Source organism: Marisediminitalea alba (genome assembly GCF_002993365.1).
GTDB classification, from domain to species: Bacteria; Pseudomonadota; Gammaproteobacteria; order Enterobacterales; family Alteromonadaceae; genus Alteromonas; species Alteromonas alba.
In genome coordinates, this window is sequence record NZ_PVNP01000151.1 from 1 (window position 1) to 22,439 (window position 22,439).

Genomic DNA, 22,439 nt, shown 5'->3' on the forward strand with positions numbered 1-22,439 from the left:
TAATCTGATGAAAGCAGGCCTTAGCGAGAGTCGGGCATGGTGGTCAGCGACAAACCAACGAGGTGCATGGTGGAATGCGGGGGCTAGCCATATGAATCAGGCCTTCAGAAAAGGGTGGTTCGATAAAATGGGGCTGGTATCACTGCTGGAGTGTCACCGACAGTTCCAGTGTTAATATGAACCGCCGTGGTACGGAACCGTATGCCCGGTGGTGTGAGAGGACGGGAGTTGTAAAACTCCCTCCTACTCGATTGTTGTTAGCCGCTAAAGCGAGTAGCGGGTTATTTAGGCTGGCAATCCAGTGACTGACCATTTACCTCCTGGCTGTCTGAACCCATCAGGTACAAATACAGCGGCATAATGTCGGCCGGGGTTTTTAGTGTCTCGGCATCTTCGGCCGGGAATGCTTTAGCCCGCATGGCTGTGCGTGTTGCACCCGGATTAATGCAATTAAACCGCAGCGGTTTGTTTTTGTACTCATCGGCCAATACCTGCATCAGGCCTTCAGTAGCAAACTTTGATACCGAATAGGTGCCCCAGAACGCGCGGCCTTTGCGGCCCACTGAGGAACTGGTAAAGATGACCGAAGCGGCCTCGGCCTTGAGTAACAGCGGAAGCAGTGGCTGCAGCATATACATGGCGCTGTTGAGGTTTACCTGCATAACCTGTTGCCACTCATCCACCGGGATTTGAGCAAAGGGGCTTAAGTGACCCAGCTTGCCGGCATTAAACAATATGCCATCAAGTACACCAAACTGGTCGCTGATGGTATTAGCCATATCCTGATAATGTTTCGGGGTAGCACCATTTAAATCCAGCGGTATAATCGCTGGCTCGGGAGAGCCGGCTGCGACAATCTCGTCGTAAACCGCTTCCAGTTTGCTAACCGTTTTACCCAGCAGAATGCAGGTAGCGCCATGGGTAGCATAGCTGATAGCAGCTTGTCTGCCGATGCCGTCACCGGCGCCGGTAATGAGAATGGTTTTTCCACTGAGTAAGTGGTCCGGTGCGATATAGTCGTTCATAAATCAAGTTTCCTGCTAAACTTTCTCATCATACCCAGCATTTAGGGCGCAAAAGTGCTGTGATGATACAAATATCCTGTTTTATGTAAACCGATTCTTTTACGTAGTTGAAATAAGTTACTACGATAGGTGTATAAATTGACGTTTTTACAGTTATTTACAAGAATGGGTTACAAAAAGTTAACAATATTTTGCAAAATCATCGTAAAGAAAATAATATGTGTTTAGTAACTGGTCGTACTTGTTCGATATTTGCCCAGCGATCAAGGTATTTAGCCTTCACAAAAGCTGTCGGACTTATCATGAGCCAGAATAACAAAAATCCGTTTTGTAGGGAGATATAATGAAAAAACTAATCCTTAGCACCAGTGTGGCCTTGGCACTGGGGTTAGCCGGTTGCGGTGGCGGTGAGTCCATTGACGACATTAATAACGAAACCCAAGTCGACACGCCATTTTCTCGTATAGTATTTGACCCGGCCAACGGCGATCTGAATATTCCAAACGATTTATTAATGTTACCTGGTGATGATGGCTTCTTTGACTATACGCTAAACATTCCGGTAGCCGATCCAACTGATTTTGGCGACCCTCAGAATGCCCTGAATATCCTCGATGGCTGGTCTATTCAGCATCCGTTTGCCATTGATGTGCAAACCTCGTCAGGTGTGGCACTGGACGCTTCTACCTTGTCGGCCGGTATCCACCTGTTTGAAGCAACTCTAGGCCTTGATCAGAGCGACCCTGAGTGTGCGGCGGCAGCCATCCCTTCATCTGGGTGTAAGCTGGGCGACCAGCTCACCTACGGCGTTGATTATGTATTGTCACTGGTTGATGATGACACCGTAAGCGTTGTCCCGCTTAAACCGCTTAAACCAGCTTCCGGTTATATGCTGGTAATGACCACCGATCTGAAAGACACTTCCGGTAAGGCAGTGCAGGGGTCTACTACCTGGGATCTGGTGCGTCAGGATATTAACACTGCACCACTGGCTACCGAAGATCAGCTGACCTTACAAACGCTGGTAAACTCCTATATCACCCCATTACTTGGTGCGGGTTATGAGCGTGAAGACATTACTTATGTGTCTGCTTTCACAACCCAGTCAACAGTTGATGTGATGGGCACGGTTAAGCAACTGCTGGTTGCCGATCTGGTGCAAATTCTTACCACCGGTCAGGGTAATCCGGCAACGGCACTTCCCGTTGTTCAGGTGCAGGATGCCGCCGGTGCGGATAATGCCATGGAAGCACTTGGTCTGATTAGCAGTGCAACGCTTGATGGTGCGCTGGCATTGGCCAAAGAGGGGCAATCTGCTCAGGTTCAGGCGGCTATCGATGCCACTGATTTCAGCTTGCTACAAACCTGTGATGGTATTTTTGGCACTTTATCTGGTCAGCTAAGTGCATACTGGGGTGGCATGGAAACTGTAGCCGCGGGTATTTCGCAGTCTTTTGCTGCCGAAGCCGGGCCATTCTGTGCGGCTAAACGTTACACCGGTTCTGTTTCGCTGCCGTATTATCTGCCGGTTCCGTCGATGACCAATCCACTCGCGCCGGTTAACGACTTCTGGCATGCTGCCTGTGACAGCGGCATTGTGCTGGCTGGTGCGCCAGCTGAAGTACTGGCTATGGCGGAACCTGGTCCGAACTACGAAATGTGTACCCAGGTTGGCTTGTCTGATCTGCGTGTGAACGGCGAAATGATTGATGATGCGCGGAACGTTACCCGTTACAGCCCCATCCCGCAAACCACCATTGCGGAAAATCCGTTGGAAGTACAAGTTACCATTCCTGATCCGGCCATTGCTACTGCACTGGGATCCCCGATCAGCAAACCTGATGCCGGTTGGCCGGTAGTCATGCTGGTGCATGGTATTACCGGTACCAAAGAGCAAATGATGGCTATTAGCGGTACTTTGTCTCTTCACGGTATTGCAACTGTTGCCATTGATTTGCCATTGCATGGCAGCCGCGGCTTTGATGTAAACGGTGATGGGGCCGACGATATCAGTGCAACCTTTGTATCACCGACTCACTTTATGAATCTGGCTTCACTGCCCACTGCGCGTGATAATGTTCGTCAGGGCATGGCTGATCTGCTGGGCTTGCGCCTGGGTTTAAATGCGGTGGCTGATATGACCGCAACACAGGCCATTGATTTGGACGTGTCAAAAGTGTCTGTAATGGGCGTTTCACTGGGAGCCATTACCGGTGCTAACTTTGCTGCTATGGCAAACAGCTCTCTGGGTAATGATACCCTTGACGGTATGTTTGCTATTAACGCTGCCTCACTGGAGTCACCGGCCAGTGGTATTGCTACCTTCCTGATGGAGTCACCGGACTTCGGGCCGTTAATCAAAGCCCTGTTACTGAGTGAGTCGTCAGAAGACTTTGTTGCTTACGTTGGCCAGGTTTATGGTGAAAACGCCACAGAAGAACAGCTACGAGAGGCCTATACCGATTTCGTCGCACTGCTTGATGCTGATGCCAGAGCTGAAGTTGAAGCGTTGTTTGCGCAGTTTAACTTTGCCGCCCAAACCATCCTCGACGCCGGGGACCCGACTGCTTATGCCGGAATGCTTGGCGCTACTACACCAGTGCACTTTATGTCGGTAGTGGGTGATGGTGGTGAGAATCTGCCGGATCAGGTTAACCCTGTTGTAACTTCGCTGCCATTAGCGGGCCAGCACCCAATGGCTGCCATGATTGGTCTTGAGCAGGTGACGTCTACCATCTCATCGGAGACCGGTACGGTAAGTGGTCAGGTACGCTTTAACAGCGGTGCGCACGCATCCAGCTTAAGCCCGGCTGCCGACCCTGCAGTTACCCGCGAGATGCAACTGCAGGTGGGTGGTTTTATCAAGTCTGAAGCACAGGCACTACCCATCACTAATACCGATGTAGTGGCCAACTAACACTACTGCACTAATGTGAGTCCAATAAAGCCAGCTTAGCTGGCTTTATTTTTGTCTGGCGGGGGAGTCATAGCACGCTGAATAGGCTTTGTGTGTCGTCAGCGAAGACGATCACTGGTATGATTCAGCTTGAAAAATCAGACAAACAATAACACAAGAGGCATTTGTGGAATTCTTATACGAATACGGACTATTTTTAGCAAAGGCAGTCACGCTGGTTGCCGCAATTGTGATTGTTCTGGCCCTGGCAGCAGGTGCTGCGGCAAAACAAAAACAAGGTAAAGGGCAACTGGAAATTCATTCAGTGAGTGAGCAGTTAAAAGACATCACGCACTATGCTCAACAGGTGACGCTGGACAAAGCCAGCCTGAAGAAACTGGCTAAAGAACAAAAGAAAAAGCAGAAAGAAAATAAAGAGCCGGCAGAAGACAGCGGTAAACTCTTTGTTATCGACTTTAAGGGCTCAATGGACGCTCACGAGGTAGAAAAACTGCGCGAAGAAGTGACGGCCGTGTTGTGTATTGCAACCGAGAAAGACGAAGTGCTGGTTAAAGTCGAAAGTGGCGGCGGCGTGGTGCATGGTTACGGGCTGGCCGCTGCGCAGCTGCAGCGTATTCGTGATAAAGGGTTAAAGCTTACCGTTGCGGTTGATAAAGTGGCCGCCAGTGGCGGTTACATGATGGCCTGTGTGGCCGATCATCTGGTGGCCAGTCAGTTTGCCATTATTGGTTCTATTGGGGTATTAGCTCAGTTGCCTAACTTCCACAAGTTACTGAAGAAGAATGACATCGATTACGAGCAGCACACCGCCGGTGAATACAAGCGTACGCTCACGGTATTTGGTGAAAATACCGATGAAGGCCGGGAAAAATTCCGTGAAGAGCTTGAAGCCGTGCATGTGATGTTTAAAGACTGGGTCAGTACCAACCGCAAAGAACTGGATATTGCTAAAGTGGCAACCGGTGAATACTGGTATGGCAGCCAGGCGCTGGAGTTGGGCCTGATTGACGGCATCAGTACCTCTGATGATTACATCATGAGTGTTTACCCGAAGCGCGATATTTTTGCGGTGAAATTTATGCAAAAGAAAAACGTTGCCGAAAAGCTGGGGATGTCTTTTGCTCAGGGCGCAGAAAGGGCCGCAATGCGTATGGTCAGTCAACTTCCACAATGGTTTAAAAAGTCGTAAATGAGTAAGCAAACCAAAGCGCGAATTATTGAAGCCGCCGAGTACCTGTTTGCATTACAGGGCTACGGACAAACTTCGATGCGTGAAATTACCGCCCGGGCCGACGTGAATCTGGCCTCAGTAAATTACCACTTTGGCAGTAAGAAAAACCTCATCCAGGCGGTGCTCAAGCGTTACTTTGATGTAATGATGCCGCAAATTGATGAGGCGCTGGCGAAGTTGGTTCCCAGCGTGGGTCGAAAAGGCGTGGATCAGGTGTTGCAAAACCTTAAGGGGCCGCTGCTTAACCTCAATGCGGTGCAGCCCGATGGCACCGAAATGTTTGTGCAATTGCTGGGTAAGGGCTATACCGAGTCGCAGGGCCACCTACGCCGCTTTATCATGGGCAGCTACGGTGAGACGGTCCAAACCATACTGGCCATGTTACGCACCGCATTACCAGCAATCCCGGCCGATGAATTATTCTGGCGCTTGCACTTCGCTATTGGCAGCTTTGTGTTTTCCATGGCATCGAGTCAGGCGCTGAAAGACATTGCCAAGGCGGACTACCAGCAAGACATCGATATTGCCGATGTGATTGAACATCTGTTTCCATTCGTTGCCCAGGGGATCAGCGGCGACGGCTATCAAAACGAGGGATAAATCGTGCTGACGACTCAACTTGTTGATTATCTGAATAAGGAATTGCAGGTCGCGACCATCAAGGATTACTGTCCGAACGGCTTACAAATTGAAGGTTGCGCGGATATCCGGCATTTAGTGACTGGCGTTACCGCCTCTCAGCAACTTATCGATGCCGCCATTGAGGCCGGTGCCGATGCCTTGCTGGTCCATCATGGTTATTTCTGGAAGGGCGAGAGTGAGCCACTGGTTGGCATGAAAAAACGCCGCATTGCCAGTTTACTGGCCCATGACATTAACCTGCTGGCCTATCATTTACCCATTGATATGCATCATCAGTGGGGTAATAACGCACAGCTTGGTGCCTTGTTTGAACTTAGCAACGTTGTGCCTTTGGAAGCCGTAAGCCCAGCGGGTATTGTTTACCAGGGCGAAACTTCAACCACTCTCGGTGAACTATCTGCATTAATCGAGCAAAAGCTGGATAGACCCCTGGTAGTCTGCGAAGGCAAAGCGGATAAGCCGGTTAACAAGGTTGCCTGGTGTACCGGCGGCGGACAAGGTTTTATCGAACAGGCGGCAATGGCCGGTTGCGATGTATTTATTACTGGTGAAGTGTCGGAGCAGACCATCCATATTGCCCGCGAAATGGGCATTGCCTTTATTGCTGCCGGCCATCATGCTACCGAGCGCTATGGCGTTAAAGCAGTGGGTGAGCACCTGGCAGGTGAGTTTGGCCTGAAGGTAACCTTCATCGACATTGATAACCCGGCCTGAGAAGACCCTGTTGAAAGATCAATCCTTTAATGGCCTGGCGGAAAAGTTTAACCGTAATATTTACGGTACTACCAAAGGCCGTTTACGCCATCAGTTGCTCTGCGATGTGTTAAGTGAAGTGCTGGCCGAAGAGCCGGCGCAAAGCATTATTGAACTGGGCGGTGGCACAGGCGTGATGTCTGCTTTTCTTGCCGGGCTTGGTCATCAGCTAACGCTGACTGATATTTCAGAAGATATTTTAACTATCGCCCGTCAGCAACTGGATGCCGGTATCGCCGTCAGGCAGGCCGACTTATTCGACATCGATGACCTCGGCGAGTTTGATGTAGTGGTGTGCCATGCCGTGCTGGAATGGCTGGCCAGGCCCTTTGAAGCACTTAGCGTACTGGCTGATCGTATGCGGCCGGGCGCGCGGCTCAGCCTGACTTTCTTTAACCGCGATGCGGCGCTGTTCAGTAATGCTGTGTACGGTAATTTTGAGTACATTGCCCGCGGTATGAAAGTGAAAAATCAAGTGCGCTTAAACCCTCAGCAGCCGCTGGTGCCCAGAGAAGTTATCGCTGAAGTACAAAACCTTGGTTTTACAGTGCACTCAATGCGCGGAATTCGCTGCTTTCATGATTACCTTCGTGACCGTGACATGGCAGATTCCAAATACGAGGAACTACTGGCCACCGAACGTCAGTATGGTCACCAGGAGCCGTATTTATGGCTGGGCAAGTATTTTCACCTGTGGCTGGAAAAACGGCCGGATTAATCCGGCAGAACCACAAAGCGGCTGTCGTCGGCCGTACCATTGTTAAGTGCCAGAATATTCTGCAGTGTCACTTCGGCAATCTGATCAAGAGCTTCAGCAGTAAAAAAGCCCTGATGGCCGGTAATCAACACATTGTGAAAGGTCTGCAGTCGCTCAAATACATCGTCCTGAATAATTTCGCTGGAATGATCGCGGAAAAACAGTTCTGATTCCATTTCATATACGTCCAGGCCCAGGTAGCCAATCTTGTGTTTTTTCAACGCTTCAATAACCGCGTGAGTGTCGATCAGGCCACCGCGTGAGGTGTTAATCAGCATCACCCCATCGCGCATGCTGGCCAGTGACTCGGCATTAATAAGATGATGACTCTGTTCATTGAGCGGACAATGAAGGCTGATAATATGGCATTCCTTAAACAAGGTCTCGAGACTGGTATATACCACTCCTTGTTTAATCAGAGCGTCATCAGGGTAGGGATCGTAACAATAAATCTCACAACCAAAGCCAGTCAGTAAACGTGCCAGTGCGGCGCCGATATGGCCGGTTCCTACAATTCCCACTTTTTTGTTATGCAGGGTAAAGCCCAGCAGACCGTTAAGGTTAAAATTGCCTTCCCTGACCCGGTTATAAGCTTTATGGGTTTTGCGGTTCAGCGTCATGATAAGCGCCAGAGCATGTTCGGCAACAGCCTCCGGCGAATACGCGGGTACCCGTGAAACGGCCAGTCCCAACTCTTTGGCGGCAGCGGTATCAACGTTATTGAATCCGGCGCAGCGCAGTGCGATATGTTTAACGCCCTGATCGCTTAACTGGTGTAAAATCGAATTGTCGAGGCAATCGTTAACAAAAGCACAGAGCACATCGAAATTCTGGCACAGCGAGACGGTCTTCGGCCCCAGGGAGGTTTCAAAGCTGGTCAAATCAATCTGCTCATACAGCGGATGCTGTTTAAATGATTGAATGTCGTACTGCTGCGCACTGAACATGGCAACGCGTGGTGGAGGAGTCATTAGCAATCCCGTTGTCTTTCCCTGTACCGCTAATACTATTAGGATGCGCCCTACAGTCAAGTTAAGCTTGCTTCAATAAATTGTCAGCGTGTTACACTTGGCAGCGCGACATTCTTCACCTTGATTCGGGGACTAAGGAAAAATAATGAAAGTGAGTTTTATTGGTTTGGGCGTAATGGGATTTCCCATGGCCGGGCATCTGCAATCCAACGGGTTTGACGTGTGTGTATATAACCGCACTACCAGTAAGGCTGAAAGCTGGCAGAGTCAGTATGGTGGGCGCATAGCCACCACACCTTGCGCAGCGGCAGAGGGCGCCGAACTGGTGTTTTTATGTGTAGGCAACGACGATGATGTTCGTCAGGTGGTTTATGGCGAGTCTGGCATTCTGGCTGGCACCAGTGCGGGTACTTTGGTGGTTGACCATACCACAGCGTCAGCCGAACTCGCCCGTGAGCTGGCTGAGGCCTGTGCAGCACAGCAGGCTGGCTTTCTGGATGCGCCGGTTTCAGGCGGGCAGGCTGGTGCAGAAAATGGCCAGCTAACGATTATGGTTGGTGGCGAAGAGGCCGACTTTGCCCGCGCGCAGCCGGTTATGGATGCTTACGCCCGTCACAGTCAGCTGATAGGTGGTCACGGCAGCGGCCAGCTGGCTAAAATGATGAATCAGATTTGCATTGCCGGGATTGTTCAGGGCCTTGCCGAAGCCCTGCACTTTGGTGAGCAGGCCGGGCTTGATTGTGGCACCGTAATCGATGTTATCAGTAAAGGCGCTGCGCAGTCGTGGCAAATGGAAAACCGTGCTGCAACCATGATCAAAGGAGAGTATGAGTTTGGCTTTGCGGTTGACTGGATGCGTAAGGATCTGGCGATCGCTTTGGATGAAGCTCGTAAAAACGGGTCGACTCTGGCCCTGACGGCGCTGGTTGATCAGTATTATGCTGACGTGCAAAAAAGCGGCGGTGGGCGCTGGGATACGTCGAGCTTATTAACCCGTTTGCATCAGGGTTAAGGCGGGGTTACCGGGTTGGCGGCGCTGGCGTGAGTTGCTGCCATCAATACCTCATTAATTTGCGGGTATTTCTTCTGTAATCTGGCAAAACGCTGCTGGTTAGTTTCAGACAGTTCACTGTGATGAATTTGCTGAACCAAATCATTCAGCAGTACACTGCGGTAGCTACTTTGTTGTTCTACCAGCAGTGTTTGCAACATGTTGAGAGCAATCGCCGGCAATGACGGGCGTAGCTGAAGGGCATGATAGAACGCGGCAAGCGCTTCCTGATACGCTTCTTTTACGAACAATTGCTGCCCCTGTTCGTTAAAGACATCGGCACGGCTGTGGGCCAGGCCAGATTCTTTTTCTGCATTAATTAACCTGCTTTGCAGCGTTTGCTGTTCTGCCGGCATTTCTCCCAACTCACTTTTTACTTTTGCCATATCAAGTAAATACAACGCCTGGGTTTCATTGCCCAGGGCGCTAAACACTCTGGCGGCTGTAATTAACGTGTTTGCAGAACTTCGATTAAATATCTGCATGTGTTCACGTTGAGTGAGACTCCTGGCCTTTTCCCCCTGATCTTCCAGCACATAGCTGTAGGCCAGTAAATAATCGTGGCGCTGTCTGACCAGCGAGTCGCCCTGGCTGCGTGCCGCTACACCAGCCAGTTTTCTGGCCTGTGTGAGACTCTCACCACGGTTATTCATCGGACTGTTTTGGGCAATGCTCAGGTAAAATTCAGCCAGTTCGAAGGTGAACTCGTCGAAGCGTTCTTTGGTGGAGCGGTTATACTCACGTTTTTTTTGCAGTAAATCGATACTTTCTAGGACCCGGTTTTGCTTCTGGTATGTCATCGTTTTCAGGCGGGTCGCCGGCAGGCTGAGTTCACTGTCCTGAATGTGATCCAGATAGTATTCGGTTTTCTCATAAGCCGCTTGCTCAAAAGACAAACACGCCAGCCATTCAAATGCTTTATCGCGGGTCAGCAGGGTATCGAGCATGGCATCCAGTGATTCCTGGCAGTCCGGCCAGTTACCCATTAAAAACTGACATTTTAATTTGCCCCACTGGGCCCAAAGTACCTTATCGGATTGCTGTAGCACCCGCTGATAAATATCGAGCGCCTCGGCATATTGATGAACCTGTAATAGCAGTCTGGCCTGAAGTTTTTCCAGGTCGGAGCGCAGTCTGGCTGACAGCGGCGACTGAAGCTGTTGCTGAATCTGATCAATAGCCCGATCGCAGTAACCATCATCAAGGTACATCAGCGCTTTACTGGCTTGCTTGCGGTACTCAAGGTAATGATTCAGTCCGCGTTGCAGTGAATTGATAGTGTAGGGCTTGAGTAACAGCAGGTCGGGGTGAATGTCGATAATCTGGCCAATGGTCTGAGGCATTCTGTCGGCGGTGAGAAAAATGATGCCGGTACTAGGGCGGATAAAATCAGCCTGTCGCAGGGCCTGCACCCATTCAACACCGTTACGGCGCTGGCCAAGATGAAAATCAAAAATTAACAGTTCGAAATGCTGCTTGCGCAGCACGTTTTTTAACTCACTGCCGGTGCTAAAACTCGCCACTTCCAAATTACCCATGGTAATCAGATGGCTACGAATGGTGGCCCGGGCCGTCGCATTATCTTCAATAATTGCGACTCTGATTTTTTGCACCATTCATCTACCGCGTTCGTCAGTGTTACCTGAGTTAAGCATATCAGCAGGGACCTAAAATAAAAGCGTAAATTCAATAATAGGTATGGTTATGACTAACAATGTCACAATTTATTTACATTGTTAGCGCAGCTTTCACGCCGCCTTACGTTTACGTAAACGGAGTCATGCTATAGCGTTAGGATAAAACTAACGACAGAGAATAAACGGTAATGCAAAACGTTAAACTATTAATCGATGGCGAGTTCCGATCTTCCGCCAGTGAACACATGATTGATGTCACCAATCCTGCCAGCGGCGACGTGATCGCCCGCGTACCGGATGCATTAGCAGAAGAAACCGAACAAGCAGTAGCTGCCGCTAAAAACGCCTTTCACAGCTGGAAAAATGTGCCGGTAACAGAGCGCGCGCGGGTGATGATGCGTTATCAGGCTATCCTAAAGCGTGAGCAGGAACGCATTGCTAAAGTCCTTGCCAGTGAAACCGGCAAAGTGTTTGATGACGCCATGGGCGATGTCTGGCGTGGCATTGAGGTGGTTGAACAGGCCATGAACGCGCCTGGCATGATGATGGGCGAAACGGTAGAAAATGTTGCCCGGGGCATTGATACGTACAGTGTTATACAGCCTCTCGGTGTCTGCCTGGGCATTACGCCGTTTAATTTTCCGGCCATGATCCCACTATGGATGTTCCCGCTTGCTGTGGTGTGTGGTAACACTTTTGTGCTCAAACCTTCCGAACAGGATCCGCAAACACCGGTATTACTGGCCGAATTATTCATGGAAGCCGGTGCGCCAGCTGGTGTGCTGAATGTGGTTCACGGTGGTCGCGAGCGGGTAGACCAATTGCTTAATCATCCGGATATCGCAGCGGTTTCTTTTGTTGGTTCAGTGCCGGTGGGTAAACACGTTTATCAGACGGCGACCGCTAATATGAAACGCGCCCAGTGTTTTGCCGGTGCCAAGAACCATACCGTCGTCATGCCAGATGCCAACAAACAGCATGTGATCAATAATCTGGTTGGCGCTTCCGTAGGCGCTGCCGGACAGCGCTGTATGGCTATTTCGGTAGCGGTATTTGTTGGCGATGCACAGCAGTGGATTGACGAGCTGGCCAGTGCCATAGCCGAAGTTAAACCCGGCGTATGGGATGATAAAGACGCCGGCTTCGGGCCGCTTATCAGTAATGCTGCCAAAGAGCGCGTGTTGGGTCTTATTCAGTCTGGCAAAAAAGAAGGCGCTACCTGTCTGGTAGATGGCTCAGAATGCACGGTAGAGGGCTACGAACAAGGTCACTGGATTGGCCCCACGGTATTTAGTGATGTGTCGACCACTATGCGCATTTACCAGGAAGAGATTTTCGGCCCGGTGCTGTGCTGCCTGTGTGTAGATTCACTGGATGAAGCGCTGGCTATTGTTAACGACAACCCTTACGGTAACGGTACTTCTATTTTCACCGCCAGTGGTGCAGCCGCGCGTAAATATCAGTCTGAAGTCAGCGTAGGTCAGGTAGGTATTAATGTACCCATTCCTGTGCCACTGCCATTCTTCTCGTTTACCGGCTGGAAAAACTCCTTCTTCGGCGATCTGCATGCCTATGGCAAGCAGGCCGTACGTTTTTATACTGAAACCAAAACCATCACTTCGCGCTGGCCAGAAGACAGCATTCCCGCCGGCCCGAACCTGACGATTAATTTACGCTAGGGAGACAGTCAGTGGATTTTAATCTAAACGAAGACCAACAGGCTTTTGCTGATGTGGCAGCCCAGTTTGCCAGACAGGCACTTGCACCATACGCCGCGCAGTGGGATAAAGACCACACCTTCCCGGTAGACACCTTACGTCAGGCCGGTGAACTGGGGTTCTGTGGGCTTTATACCCCGGAAGAAGACGGCGGGCTGGGACTCAGCCGCCTCGACGCATCGATAATCTTTGAACAACTGGCTATGGGCTGTACTGCCACCACGGCCATGCTAACGATTCATAATATGGCCACCTGGATGCTGGCGTCTTATGGCCAGGCGTCGGTGAAAGAAACCTGGTTACCGGATCTGGTTAGCGGCAATAAGCTGGCTTCCTATTGTTTAACCGAGCCCGGTGCCGGTTCAGATGCAGCCAGCTTAACCACCAAAGCGGAGCGGCAGGGCGATCAATACGTACTCTCTGGCAGCAAAGTCTTTATTTCCGGTGCGGGCAGCACCGACTTACTCATAGTGATGGCCCGTACAGCCAATAATGGTGCGAAAGGGATATCTGCGTTCGCAGTACCTGCAGACGCTGCGGGTATCAGCTACGGTAAGCCGGAAGAAAAAATGGGCTGGAATGCTCAGCCCACGCGGATGATCACCTTTGATAGTGTCAGCATTCCGGCCAGTCATTTACTCGGTGAGGAAGGTCAGGGTTTTACTTTTGCGATGAAAGGGCTCGATGGCGGCCGCATTAACATTGCGACCTGTTCTATTGGTACGGCGCAACAGGCGTTAAATACCGCCCGTGACTACATGCATGAACGACAACAGTTTGGTAAGCCTCTGGCAGCATTTCAGGCGCTGCAATTTAAACTGGCCGATATGGCAACTGAACTGGTTGCGGCCCGGCAGCTAGTGCGGCTGGCTGCATTCAAGCTTGATGAGCAGGATCCCCAGGCCACAGCATATTGTGCCATGGCAAAGCGTTTTGCAACCGATGTAGGCTTTACGGTGTGTAACGAGGCACTGCAGATCCATGGTGGCTACGGATACATTAAAGAATATCCGCTGGAGCGCCATGTGCGTGACGTTCGGGTCCATCAGATTCTCGAAGGTACCAACGAAATTATGCGCTTAATTATCAGTCGAAGCGTGCTGCAGGAAGGTAGCGAACTTGTTTAGGAGAAAACGGTGACAGATAAACTACAGAGCAGTCTTATTCCGACCCGCTGTGGACGCCAGATTGGTCATCTGCAGTTAAATAAGCCAAAAGCGCTTAACGCGCTGGATCTGGATATGGCCATTGCGATGCAGCAGCAACTGGATGCCTGGCGAACGGATGACTCAGTGTTAATGGTGGTGATAAGCGGCAGTGGCCCCAAGGCATTTTGCGCCGGCGGCGACATTGTCTCCATGTATCAGGCTATGCAGTCGGCGGCTAATCAGATCCCGGAGTTTATAGCCGAGTTCTTTGCCACTGAATACCGTCTTGATTACACCATTCATACCTACGATAAACCGATTATTGCCTGGGGTGAAGGGATTGTGATGGGCGGTGGTATCGGCCTGTTAGCAGGTGCCAGCCACCGGTTATTGACAGCTTCATCCAGGCTGGCCATGCCTGAAATAACCATTGGTTTGTATCCCGATGTCGGGGCAAGCTATTTTCTGTCCCGCGCGCCAGGTCAGAGCGGGTTATTCGCCGGGCTGACAGGGGCGTCGTTAAACGCTGCTGACGGACTGTTTATTGGTTTAGGCGACTACATCATGGCTAATGAGTTTTTGCCTTCACTGCTTCAAGCGCTTGGTGACACTCAGTGGCAGGACGGGCAGGTGACTGCTCAGTTAGATAAGCTATGTGAGCGTTACCAACTAAGCGCCGATGAGCGGCCTGAGGCACAACTAGCCGTTCATCAGCACAGTATTGATGAGGCCCTGCAGGGCTGCACAAGCGCTAGTGAGGCAGTAAAAGCGATACTGGCCATGCCGTCTGCTGAGGATGAGTGGCTGAGTAAAGCGCAGCATTCGCTGAGTAAAGGCTCGCCGATCACCATGCACCTGGTCTGGGAGCAAACCCGGCGGGGTAAATCGCTTTCGCTGGCTGAATGTTTTGAGATGGAACTTATTATGTCATGCCGCTGCGCCGAGTCGGGCGAATTTGCCGAAGGCGTCAGAGCGTTACTTATCGACAAAGACAAACAGCCCAAATGGCGCTTTGCCGATGTAGACAGCGTCACTGAAGACATAGTTGAGCTGCACTTTACCAGCCCCTGGGAGCAATCCCCGCTAACACTATCCGGAGAATAATCATGACACAAATTGCCTTTATCGGATTGGGTAATATGGGTGGGCCAATGGCCCGCAACCTGTTAAAACATAATCAGCATGTTACGGTGTTCGATCTGATGCCGGAAGCAGTTGATGCATTGGTAGCAGCCGGAGCACACAAAGCAGGCTCACCGCAGGAAGCGGTAGCTGGCGCTGATGTAGTGGTAACCATGTTACCCGCCGCAGCCCATGTTAAATCCCTTTATCTGGGCGAAGACGGTTTGCTGGCTCATGTTGATAAAAGCGCGTTACTGATCGACTGCAGTACCATTGATGCGCAAAGCGCAATCGCAGTGGGAGAACAGGCTAAGCAGGCAGGTATTGCCTTTATTGATGCGCCGGTGTCCGGTGGCGTTGGCGGTGCAGCTGCCGGCACGCTTACGTTTATTATGGGCGGTAGGGAAGCAGATGTTGAACGGGCCAGGCCGGTGCTGTCGATGATGGGGGCAAACCTGTTCAGAGCCGGTGATTTGGGGGCCGGGCAAATTGCCAAAGTCTGCAACAATATGTTGCTATCGGTCCTGATGGCAGGCACGTCCGAAGCACTGCAACTGGCCATTGCTAATGGCCTCGACCCCAAAGTGATGTCAGACATTATGCTGCAAAGCTCGGGATGCAACTGGGCCCTGCAAAAATACAACCCTTGCCCCGGCGTTATGGATAACGTGCCATCAAGCAATGGTTATCAGGGCGGCTTTATGGTTAAACTGATGAATAAAGATCTGACCCTAGCCATGGATACCGCTGCACAGGTTGGCGCAGCTACACCTATGGCCTCTGCGGCGCAGGCGCTGTATCGACTGCATCAGGGGCAGAGCAACAACGCCGATAAAGACTTTTCAAGTATCTTTAATCTGTTTGCAAAGGACTAAGACTTTCTTCAGGCGGATATAAAAATAGCAGCCATTTGGCTGCTATTTTTTTGCTTTACTGTGAGAACCGGGTGAGGTGTTTGATTGCCCGGCTGAGTAAATCAACATTGAGCGCATCGTCGCTGCGCATCTCATTGCTGATATGCGTGATATCGTAACTACCGTTACTTAATACGTCGATACGCTGATCGTTGAAGAACACCACAATCTTTTCACCAGAGGTACTAACTAACCAGTCGCGCTTTGGTGATAACAGATTCTGACCGGTGGAGTAAAACTGTGAAGGCGCGCTACAACCCATTGCATTGAGCAGGGTTGGCACCAGATCTTCGGTGCTGGCCAGTTCGCTGTTAACCGCTAAATTGGTGTACAGCGTGCCTTTGGATTGCTGATAACCCGTAGCTACCATCACCAGTGTGTTGGTTAAATCGCTGCGCTGCAGTAAACGGGTGAGCGCACCACCGTCGGCAAATGCCACCACAATATTGGCTGAGCCGGTTAACCGCTCACTAAAATCAAGCTCGGTAAACTGCGCTTTAAGCTTAGCGTCTGAGCTGGCGTATAGCTCGGTGCTCAGGCCATAGGCATCACTTAAACCAAACAATACCGGTTGCGTGGTCTTGAGGCTTTGCTGATACAGCTCCGGAACCCCGTAAAGCGTACTGGTGATTAAGCCGCCCATGCTGGTAGAGGTGGTGAAGTAATTGTCGATATGGCGCAGGTCTGCTTCTTTCATCGCCTGGCTGATATCCGCGTCGTCAATCTGTACCAATAACAGCGCTTGTCTTTCTGGTTCCAGTGCGCAATATACCGGATCCGACGGGTAATTAACCTGATGAATATCCGGGTCAAACTGCAATTGCTTGCGCTGTTCGTAGCGTTCGATATCGAGCAAACCGTAGCGTGACATAGTGGTTTTTGCCGTCGCCGGATAGGACAGCGGAAACATGTTGTCCTGTTTAATGATTGGCTGATAGAGCTGGGCATCGGCCCAGACGTGAATAGCATGGCCAGACACAAAACACACGACAAAAAAGCTCACCACCCGGCGGCCGATACGATAGTGCATTAAGCGGTCGATGCGCTTCCAGACGGCATTAGCCAGGATCAGCTGAAAACCAAACCACACCACAAACAACAGCAACAGGTACAAAAACTGTTGCCAGCCAAACTGAAACAGCTGGGCTTCGGCTTCGTTCTTTATCAGGTAGGCGGAGTTATGACTTAAATGAAAACCGGTGCGGTTATACAGCAGCGCATCAAAGGCCATTAACGCCAGCCCGAGCGCTGACACAGCGGAGGCAATGGTTTTTATTACGCGCTGGGAAACATCCAGGTAGCACAGCGGCAGAATAAATATCACAAACCCAAAAAAGGTTAAAAAGCTGATGTGCCCGAACCAGTTTGCAAACAGGTAAAAGGTACCCAGTACCGTACCCGGCGCCGGTGAAGAGATAACAAACACAGAGGCAATAATAATGGCAATGACGATATTCGCCAGTGCAAACCAGTGACCCCAGTTAACCAGTTTTGTTACCCGTTGACGCCTTGGGGATTCTGCTAAAATCATGGGGGTCAGGCCGTTCCTTTCACGCTTTTTACCAGCACGCTGGCAAACTGTTCAACCATCGCTTCGCGATTGGCAGGGGGTACCTGATGCTCAAAAATATGAGAAATGACATTTCCCAGTACCATTAAAGAAAGATCACGACTTGCACCGTGTTTTTCTAGTACCATAATAACGTCGTTCATCAGACGTTCGAATTCAGCATCACTGTATCGGCTTTGTTGGGGCATTTTACGCCTCTTATCGTTAAATCGCTTGAAAAAGCAAAGTTTTTGGCAATAAAGCGATTATAATCGTTGTGCATCTGATAACAATCATTCATTCAAAAAACTGCATCATTCATCAACGAATTGGACACTGGTAATTCATGAGTATATTGATTCATCATTTTGTCGTGCATCAACTTATCGTTAATAACGAAGGTAAAATGCAACTGATCCCCCGCGAAGGCTGCCTGCCGGTAACGCCGGCGCTGGAACAACTGGGCCAGCAATTACATCACACCTTTGTGAGTAAGCCGGGCAAAGGGGTAGGACATTTTATTCAAACAGAACAAGAAGATGCCAGCTTTGCTGAATCGTTAAACGGCTACACGGCCCATCATGACGCGTCGCCTGCAGACAGCGACACGGCATTTGTGCCTTTCACCAAAACCGCCGGTGATCTGCTGCTGAAATCGCTGGTTGATACTGGTCAGGTAGAAACCGGGTTTGTGCTGTTTGTGCATTATGAATATCTGGCCACCCAGTACTTACTGGTTACTTTACTGAACACCAAGGCCCATGTGGAGATCAACCAACAGCTGGAGCTTAACAGTCGTGAGCATCTGGATCTGGCTAAAATGCAACTGGCGGTGCGGATTGATTTAACCCAATACCGCATTCAGCCGGAACAACAGCGTTATGTGAGCTTTATAAAAGGGCGCATGGGGCGCAAGGTTTCTGACTTTTTTATGCAGTTTGTTGGCTGCGAGGAAAAGGTTGATGTGAAGCAGCAAAATAAACAGCTCATAAGCTCAGTAGAGAATTATCTGGCCAGTGAAGGACTGGATGCCGAAGAGAAAACCGCGCATCGCACCGAAGTCTCCAACTACTTTAAGCAGCAGATAGACAGCGGAGACAGCATAAGAATAAGCGAACTGGCCGAAAAGTTACCCCGTGATGAAGACAACCAGCGGGACTTTGCCCAGTTTACCCAGGGGCTGGAAACGCCTATTGAGCCAGAAGTCCAGCCAGACCCGGCAGCGATACGACAACTGGCGAAGTTCAGTGGTCAGGGCGGCGGCGTGTCGCTGAGTTTTGACCGTAAATTACTGGGTGACCGTATTATCTATCACCCGGATTCCGATACGCTGACGATTAAAGGGATCCCACCTAACTTAAAAGACCAGTTAAAACGCAACAGCTAAGCTAGCTAGTGGTACAGTCACTGTACTATCGCTGGTATACTAAGTGGATTATTGGGCGGCTCGCAGTCGGCGGGCCGCCAACCTGTTAAAGATTAAACGAGATACAATGCAATTATTTGTAAACGACCTCACCGTCATGGACTTCTCTTACCTGTGCCCCGAGCGTGGCATGGTTGGTGAGAGCTGGATTGTGGATGTGCTGCTGGATGGCACCTTGAATGAAGAAAGTATGATCCAGGATTTTGGCGTGGTGAAAAAGAACCTGAAACGCCTGATCGACGGTTATATCGACCATAAACTGCTGGTACCGGCAGAAAGCGAACAGGCGCATATCCGCCGTGATGAAGACTCAGAACAAGTAGAAGTACGCTTTGATCTGACTAATGACCAGGCTATTCAGATGTATTGCCCGGCGGAAGCCTACGCGTTTATATATGCACCGACGATCACCATGGACTCGGTAAGTGAATATCTGCGCGAAGTAATAGCCACTCATCTTCCTGATAACGTGGACAACCTTACCATTAAGCTACGCACGGAAGTCATTAACACACCGTTTTATCACTATACCCATGGGCTAAAAAAGCACGATGGTAACTGTCAGCGGATCGCACATGGCCATCGCTCGCGGGTTGATATAATCACCAACGGCAATGAGGATCTTGAAAGCGAAGCCTATTGGGCCAAGCGTTGGGAAGACATTTATATTGCTTCCCGGGAAGATCAGATCAGCGCTGATGCGCTGCAGTGTCAGCATCGTTTAGCAAACTATGATGATCATGTCTGTTTTGCCTACGAGGCGGCCCAGGGCTATTTTGAAATTGTGTTACCCGAATCAATTTGCGAAATCATTGATACCGACTCAACCGTAGAATGCCTGGCGCAATACATTTATACCCAGCAAAAACAACGCTTGCCAGATGATAGCTGCTGCGTGATGGCTTACGAAGGGGTGGGCAAGGGAGCCATGGTAGGTGATTAAGCTTAAAAGCTTACTGCTTGGCTTGTTATGCATAAGCAGTGCGTTACAGGCCATTGAACTGCGCGGTGAGTTAACCCAGGGTAGTTTATTGCGCGGCGAACTTATGCCCGGTAGTGCGGTGTGGCTGAACGATGAGCCGGTAAAAGTACTTCCAGACGGTAAATTTGTGGTGGGTTTTGGCCGTGATGCCAAACTCACTCAGGCGCTTCGCTGGCAAACGCCCGAGGGAGAAGTGCAGACCCGTGAGATCACCCTGACTGCCCGTGAATATCCCACACAACGTATTGAAGGCGTACCGCAAGCCATGGTAACGCCGCCCAAAAGTGTGCTGGAGCGGATAAAGGATGATAACTGGCGGGTCGCCAAAGCGCGTAAAACCAGTAGTGAGCGAACAGATTTTGCGGTGGACTTTATTTGGCCAGCCGAGGGACCAATTACAGGCGTTTACGGCAGTCAGCGTGTATTTAACGGTGTGCCAAAACGCCCGCATTACGGTGTGGATGTTGGCGCGCCAACCGGTACCCAGGTGATTGCACCGGCCGGTGGCAAGGTTACTCTGGCACACCCGGATTTATATTATTCTGGCGGCACCATTATTATCGACCATGGCCTCGGGGTTAACTCAACCTTCCTGCATTTGAGCAAGCTGACGGTTAAGCCCGGCGACCTGGTGGAACAAGGCCAGAAAATTGGTGAGATTGGTGCCACGGGCAGGGCAACCGGGCCCCACCTAGATTGGCGCATCAACTGGTTTAGCGAACGCCTCGATCCGGCGTTGCTGGTACCGCCTCGCCAGTAGTGACCGAATGGGCGGTTACTGCCGCCCTAACCACGCTACTGCTTTTGCTTCATCGGTAATTTTCAACACACAGCTTTGCGCCTGAGCGGGGAGTAACGGCAGAGTCAGGTTGAGCAAGCGGCCATCCCTGATTACACTCAGTGCCAGAGGCTTGTCATTCGGTACGGTAAGCAGCCGCTGCAATAATTTTGAATTCACCACGTAGCCGTCTACAGCGATAAGTTTATCGTTTATCTGCAAACCAGCCTGACACGCCGCTGAGTCTTCCAATACCGCCTGAATAAGTAAACCGGTATCGGTATCTTTAGTCACCGCACCAAAATCATAGCGGGGCGATACTTTACCAGCCGCCTCATCGCCGCCCTTATCTTGTAAAGAAAGCGGGGTCTGTACGCTTTGGCTGACACCAATATGTTCCAGCAGGCTATCCATCGCCACGTCTTCGGTGCCATACACCACAGCATCGAGATATTCTTTTACGTCGACATTGAGTTCGTCACGGCAAAGTTGTTCTATCACATTGGCCGGCGTGCCGCTTTCATCACCGTATTGTGCCCACAGCAACCGCATCAGATCGTCCAGGTTGCATTGGTTGTTACTGCGCTCGCGCAGCAAAATATCCAGCCCCAGAGCAACGATGCCGCCTTTATTGTAATAACTGACGATGTGGTTGATTGAACCGGCGTCCTGTTTATAAAACTTGTTCCAGGCATAAAAGCTCGACTCGGCAATGCTTTGCTTAAAACGTCCGGCATTTTTATACAACCGTGTGAGGTTTTGCGCGACTATTTTAAAGTAACGCTCCGGCGGGATAACACCTACGCGGGCCAGGGTGACATCGTCATAAAAGCTAGTGAAGCCTTCGTAAATCCACAACTGGTCGGTGTAGGTTTCCTGACTGAGGTCGGGCACCACCATTACATCGGGTTTAATACGCTTAACGTGCCAGGTGTGGAATAACTCGTGGCTACACAAACTAATAAAGTTAACATAGCTGTCGCTGAGTTCTTCAGGCTCACCGGCCAGGGGTAGTTCAAAGCGGGGGAATAACAGCGCAGTAGAGCTGCGATGCTCCAGGCCACCATAGCCTTCATTGGCAATCAACGTCATAAACAAATAGTGTTTAACCGGGTAGGGCTTACCAAACAATGATAAATGATGCTGGCAGACTTTTCCTAAATCGGCGCACAGGCGAGGCATGTCATACTCTGTGGTGCCACTGAACATCAAAGTAAAGGTTATGCCATCTACCTCAAAGTCGGCACTGGTGCATTCACCAATAAATATTGGGTGGTCGATGAGTTCGTCATAGTCGGCACTGATAAAACGGTTATCCTCAAGGTGAGGCAGGGTGGTTTCTATTTGCCAGTCGGGCTTGCTCACCGGGCTCTTAATTACCAGTTCGCAGGGCAGGTTTTCACTGCCAGAAACGCAAACAAAAACACTGGTGCCGTTACAAAAGGCGTACTCATCGTTGATGTAGGCGCTACGTACTGACAGATCGAAGGCATACACCTGATACGCTATCTCTACCGCCTCGCCGCCAGTGGTTAACTGCCATTGTTGTTTATCCAGCAGTTTAACGTCAATGGGGTGTCCTTCAATGTTAGTGGCGGTAAAGTTAACGATATTGCGGGAAAAGTCGCGCACCATATAGCTGCCCGGGATCCAACCCGGCAGGCTCAGTGTGAGGTGTTCACTGTCCAAAGCCGGAATGGATAAGGTGACATCAAACAAATGCTGGCTGACTGAGTTTACCGATAACGAATACTGAAGGACGGGCGATGGTTGCGCCATGGAATATACCTCTTCTTGCATCCTGTTTTAGCCAGGATG

19 protein-coding genes are annotated in these 22,439 nt (G+C 50.5%); 13 read left to right on the forward strand and 6 right to left on the reverse strand.

The window, feature by feature from the left end; genetic code table 11:
• Positions 1 to 281: 281 nt before the first annotated feature.
• The gene (locus tag C6Y40_RS13815; RefSeq protein ID WP_105935098.1) at positions 282 to 1,025 is read right to left on the reverse strand and encodes a YciK family oxidoreductase; all 744 of its coding nucleotides are present in this window, start codon (positions 1,023 to 1,025) and stop codon (positions 282 to 284) included.
• A gap of 343 nt (positions 1,026 to 1,368) precedes the next feature.
• Here C6Y40_RS13815 and C6Y40_RS13820 point away from each other — a divergent pair, with 343 nt between their 5' ends.
• The 5 genes from C6Y40_RS13820 to C6Y40_RS13840 all read left to right on the forward strand — a co-directional run bounded on the left by C6Y40_RS13820 (position 1,369) and on the right by C6Y40_RS13840 (position 7,286).
• Positions 1,369 to 3,942 carry a VolA/Pla-1 family phospholipase gene (locus C6Y40_RS13820; RefSeq protein WP_105935099.1) on the forward strand — a complete coding sequence of 858 codons (2,574 nt, stop codon included), beginning with the start codon at positions 1,369 to 1,371 and terminating at the stop codon, positions 3,940 to 3,942.
• Between the two features lie 166 nt (positions 3,943 to 4,108).
• Positions 4,109 to 5,131 (forward strand): protease SohB, encoded by a 1,023-nt coding sequence (gene sohB, locus C6Y40_RS13825; RefSeq protein WP_105935100.1) that lies wholly within the window; start codon positions 4,109 to 4,111, stop codon positions 5,129 to 5,131.
• Positions 5,132 to 5,773, forward strand: coding sequence for a TetR/AcrR family transcriptional regulator (locus C6Y40_RS13830; RefSeq protein ID WP_105935101.1), 642 nt, complete (start codon positions 5,132 to 5,134; stop codon positions 5,771 to 5,773).
• 3 nt (positions 5,774 to 5,776) lie between these two features.
• Positions 5,777 to 6,529 (forward strand): Nif3-like dinuclear metal center hexameric protein, encoded by a 753-nt coding sequence (locus C6Y40_RS13835; RefSeq protein WP_170308494.1) that lies wholly within the window; start codon positions 5,777 to 5,779, stop codon positions 6,527 to 6,529.
• 10 nt (positions 6,530 to 6,539) lie between these two features.
• Positions 6,540 to 7,286, forward strand: coding sequence for a methyltransferase (locus C6Y40_RS13840; protein WP_338065261.1), 747 nt, complete (start codon positions 6,540 to 6,542; stop codon positions 7,284 to 7,286).
• Here the strand turns inward: C6Y40_RS13840 and C6Y40_RS13845 are convergent.
• Entirely contained in the window at positions 7,283 to 8,296 is a 1,014-nt protein-coding gene (locus tag C6Y40_RS13845; protein ID WP_105935103.1) for a 2-hydroxyacid dehydrogenase, read from the reverse strand. The genes C6Y40_RS13840 and C6Y40_RS13845 overlap by 4 nt on opposite strands.
• A 145-nt stretch (positions 8,297 to 8,441) precedes the next feature.
• Here C6Y40_RS13845 and C6Y40_RS13850 point away from each other — a divergent pair, with 145 nt between their 5' ends.
• The gene (locus C6Y40_RS13850) at positions 8,442 to 9,308 is read left to right on the forward strand and encodes an NAD(P)-dependent oxidoreductase (protein WP_105935104.1); all 867 of its coding nucleotides are present in this window, start codon (positions 8,442 to 8,444) and stop codon (positions 9,306 to 9,308) included.
• Here the strand turns inward: C6Y40_RS13850 and C6Y40_RS13855 are convergent.
• Positions 9,305 to 10,963: a response regulator gene (locus C6Y40_RS13855; protein ID WP_105935105.1), complete on the reverse strand. Its 1,659-nt coding sequence runs from the start codon at positions 10,961 to 10,963 to the stop codon at positions 9,305 to 9,307. The genes C6Y40_RS13850 and C6Y40_RS13855 overlap by 4 nt on opposite strands.
• 209 nt (positions 10,964 to 11,172) lie before the next feature.
• On the opposite strand from C6Y40_RS13855, the gene C6Y40_RS13860 reads away from it, so the two are divergent.
• From C6Y40_RS13860 to mmsB, 4 genes are read left to right on the forward strand one after another with little or no spacing between them, the layout of a single operon-like run.
• Positions 11,173 to 12,663 (forward strand): CoA-acylating methylmalonate-semialdehyde dehydrogenase, encoded by a 1,491-nt coding sequence (locus tag C6Y40_RS13860; protein ID WP_105935106.1) that lies wholly within the window; start codon positions 11,173 to 11,175, stop codon positions 12,661 to 12,663.
• 11 nt (positions 12,664 to 12,674) lie between these two features.
• Positions 12,675 to 13,829 carry an acyl-CoA dehydrogenase family protein gene (locus C6Y40_RS13865; protein WP_105935107.1) on the forward strand — a complete coding sequence of 385 codons (1,155 nt, stop codon included), beginning with the start codon at positions 12,675 to 12,677 and terminating at the stop codon, positions 13,827 to 13,829.
• Positions 13,830 to 13,838: 9 nt separating this feature from the next.
• Positions 13,839 to 14,954 carry an enoyl-CoA hydratase/isomerase family protein gene (locus C6Y40_RS13870; RefSeq protein WP_105935108.1) on the forward strand — a complete coding sequence of 372 codons (1,116 nt, stop codon included), beginning with the start codon at positions 13,839 to 13,841 and terminating at the stop codon, positions 14,952 to 14,954.
• A gap of 2 nt (positions 14,955 to 14,956) precedes the next feature.
• Entirely contained in the window at positions 14,957 to 15,847 is an 891-nt protein-coding gene (gene mmsB, locus C6Y40_RS13875) for a 3-hydroxyisobutyrate dehydrogenase (protein ID WP_105935109.1), read from the forward strand.
• Positions 15,848 to 15,902: 55 nt separating this feature from the next.
• On the opposite strand, the gene C6Y40_RS13880 is transcribed toward mmsB, so the two are convergent.
• Together C6Y40_RS13880 and C6Y40_RS13885 are read right to left on the reverse strand one after the other, a co-directional pair.
• A complete protein-coding gene (locus tag C6Y40_RS13880; protein ID WP_105935110.1) occupies positions 15,903 to 17,417 on the reverse strand; it encodes a DUF3413 domain-containing protein in 1,515 nt (504 codons plus the stop codon).
• Between the two features lie 5 nt (positions 17,418 to 17,422).
• The gene (locus C6Y40_RS13885; RefSeq protein ID WP_105935111.1) at positions 17,423 to 17,644 is read right to left on the reverse strand and encodes a YejL family protein; all 222 of its coding nucleotides are present in this window, start codon (positions 17,642 to 17,644) and stop codon (positions 17,423 to 17,425) included.
• A 137-nt stretch (positions 17,645 to 17,781) separates the two neighbouring features.
• Here C6Y40_RS13885 and yejK point away from each other — a divergent pair, with 137 nt between their 5' ends.
• From yejK to C6Y40_RS13900, 3 genes are all read left to right on the forward strand, one after another.
• On the forward strand, positions 17,782 to 18,822 hold the full coding sequence (gene yejK, locus C6Y40_RS13890; RefSeq protein WP_105935112.1) for a nucleoid-associated protein YejK: 1,041 nt from the start codon (positions 17,782 to 17,784) through the stop codon (positions 18,820 to 18,822).
• A 106-nt stretch (positions 18,823 to 18,928) separates the two neighbouring features.
• Positions 18,929 to 19,804: a 6-carboxytetrahydropterin synthase gene (locus C6Y40_RS13895; RefSeq protein WP_105935118.1), complete on the forward strand. Its 876-nt coding sequence runs from the start codon at positions 18,929 to 18,931 to the stop codon at positions 19,802 to 19,804.
• Positions 19,800 to 20,603 carry a M23 family metallopeptidase gene (locus C6Y40_RS13900; RefSeq protein WP_240621962.1) on the forward strand — a complete coding sequence of 268 codons (804 nt, stop codon included), beginning with the start codon at positions 19,800 to 19,802 and terminating at the stop codon, positions 20,601 to 20,603. Before C6Y40_RS13895 ends, C6Y40_RS13900 begins: the two co-directional genes overlap by 5 nt.
• 15 nt (positions 20,604 to 20,618) lie before the next feature.
• On the opposite strand, the gene C6Y40_RS13905 is transcribed toward C6Y40_RS13900, so the two are convergent.
• The gene (locus tag C6Y40_RS13905) at positions 20,619 to 22,400 is read right to left on the reverse strand and encodes a M61 family metallopeptidase (protein ID WP_105935120.1); all 1,782 of its coding nucleotides are present in this window, start codon (positions 22,398 to 22,400) and stop codon (positions 20,619 to 20,621) included.
• Positions 22,401 to 22,439: the final 39 nt, after the last annotated feature.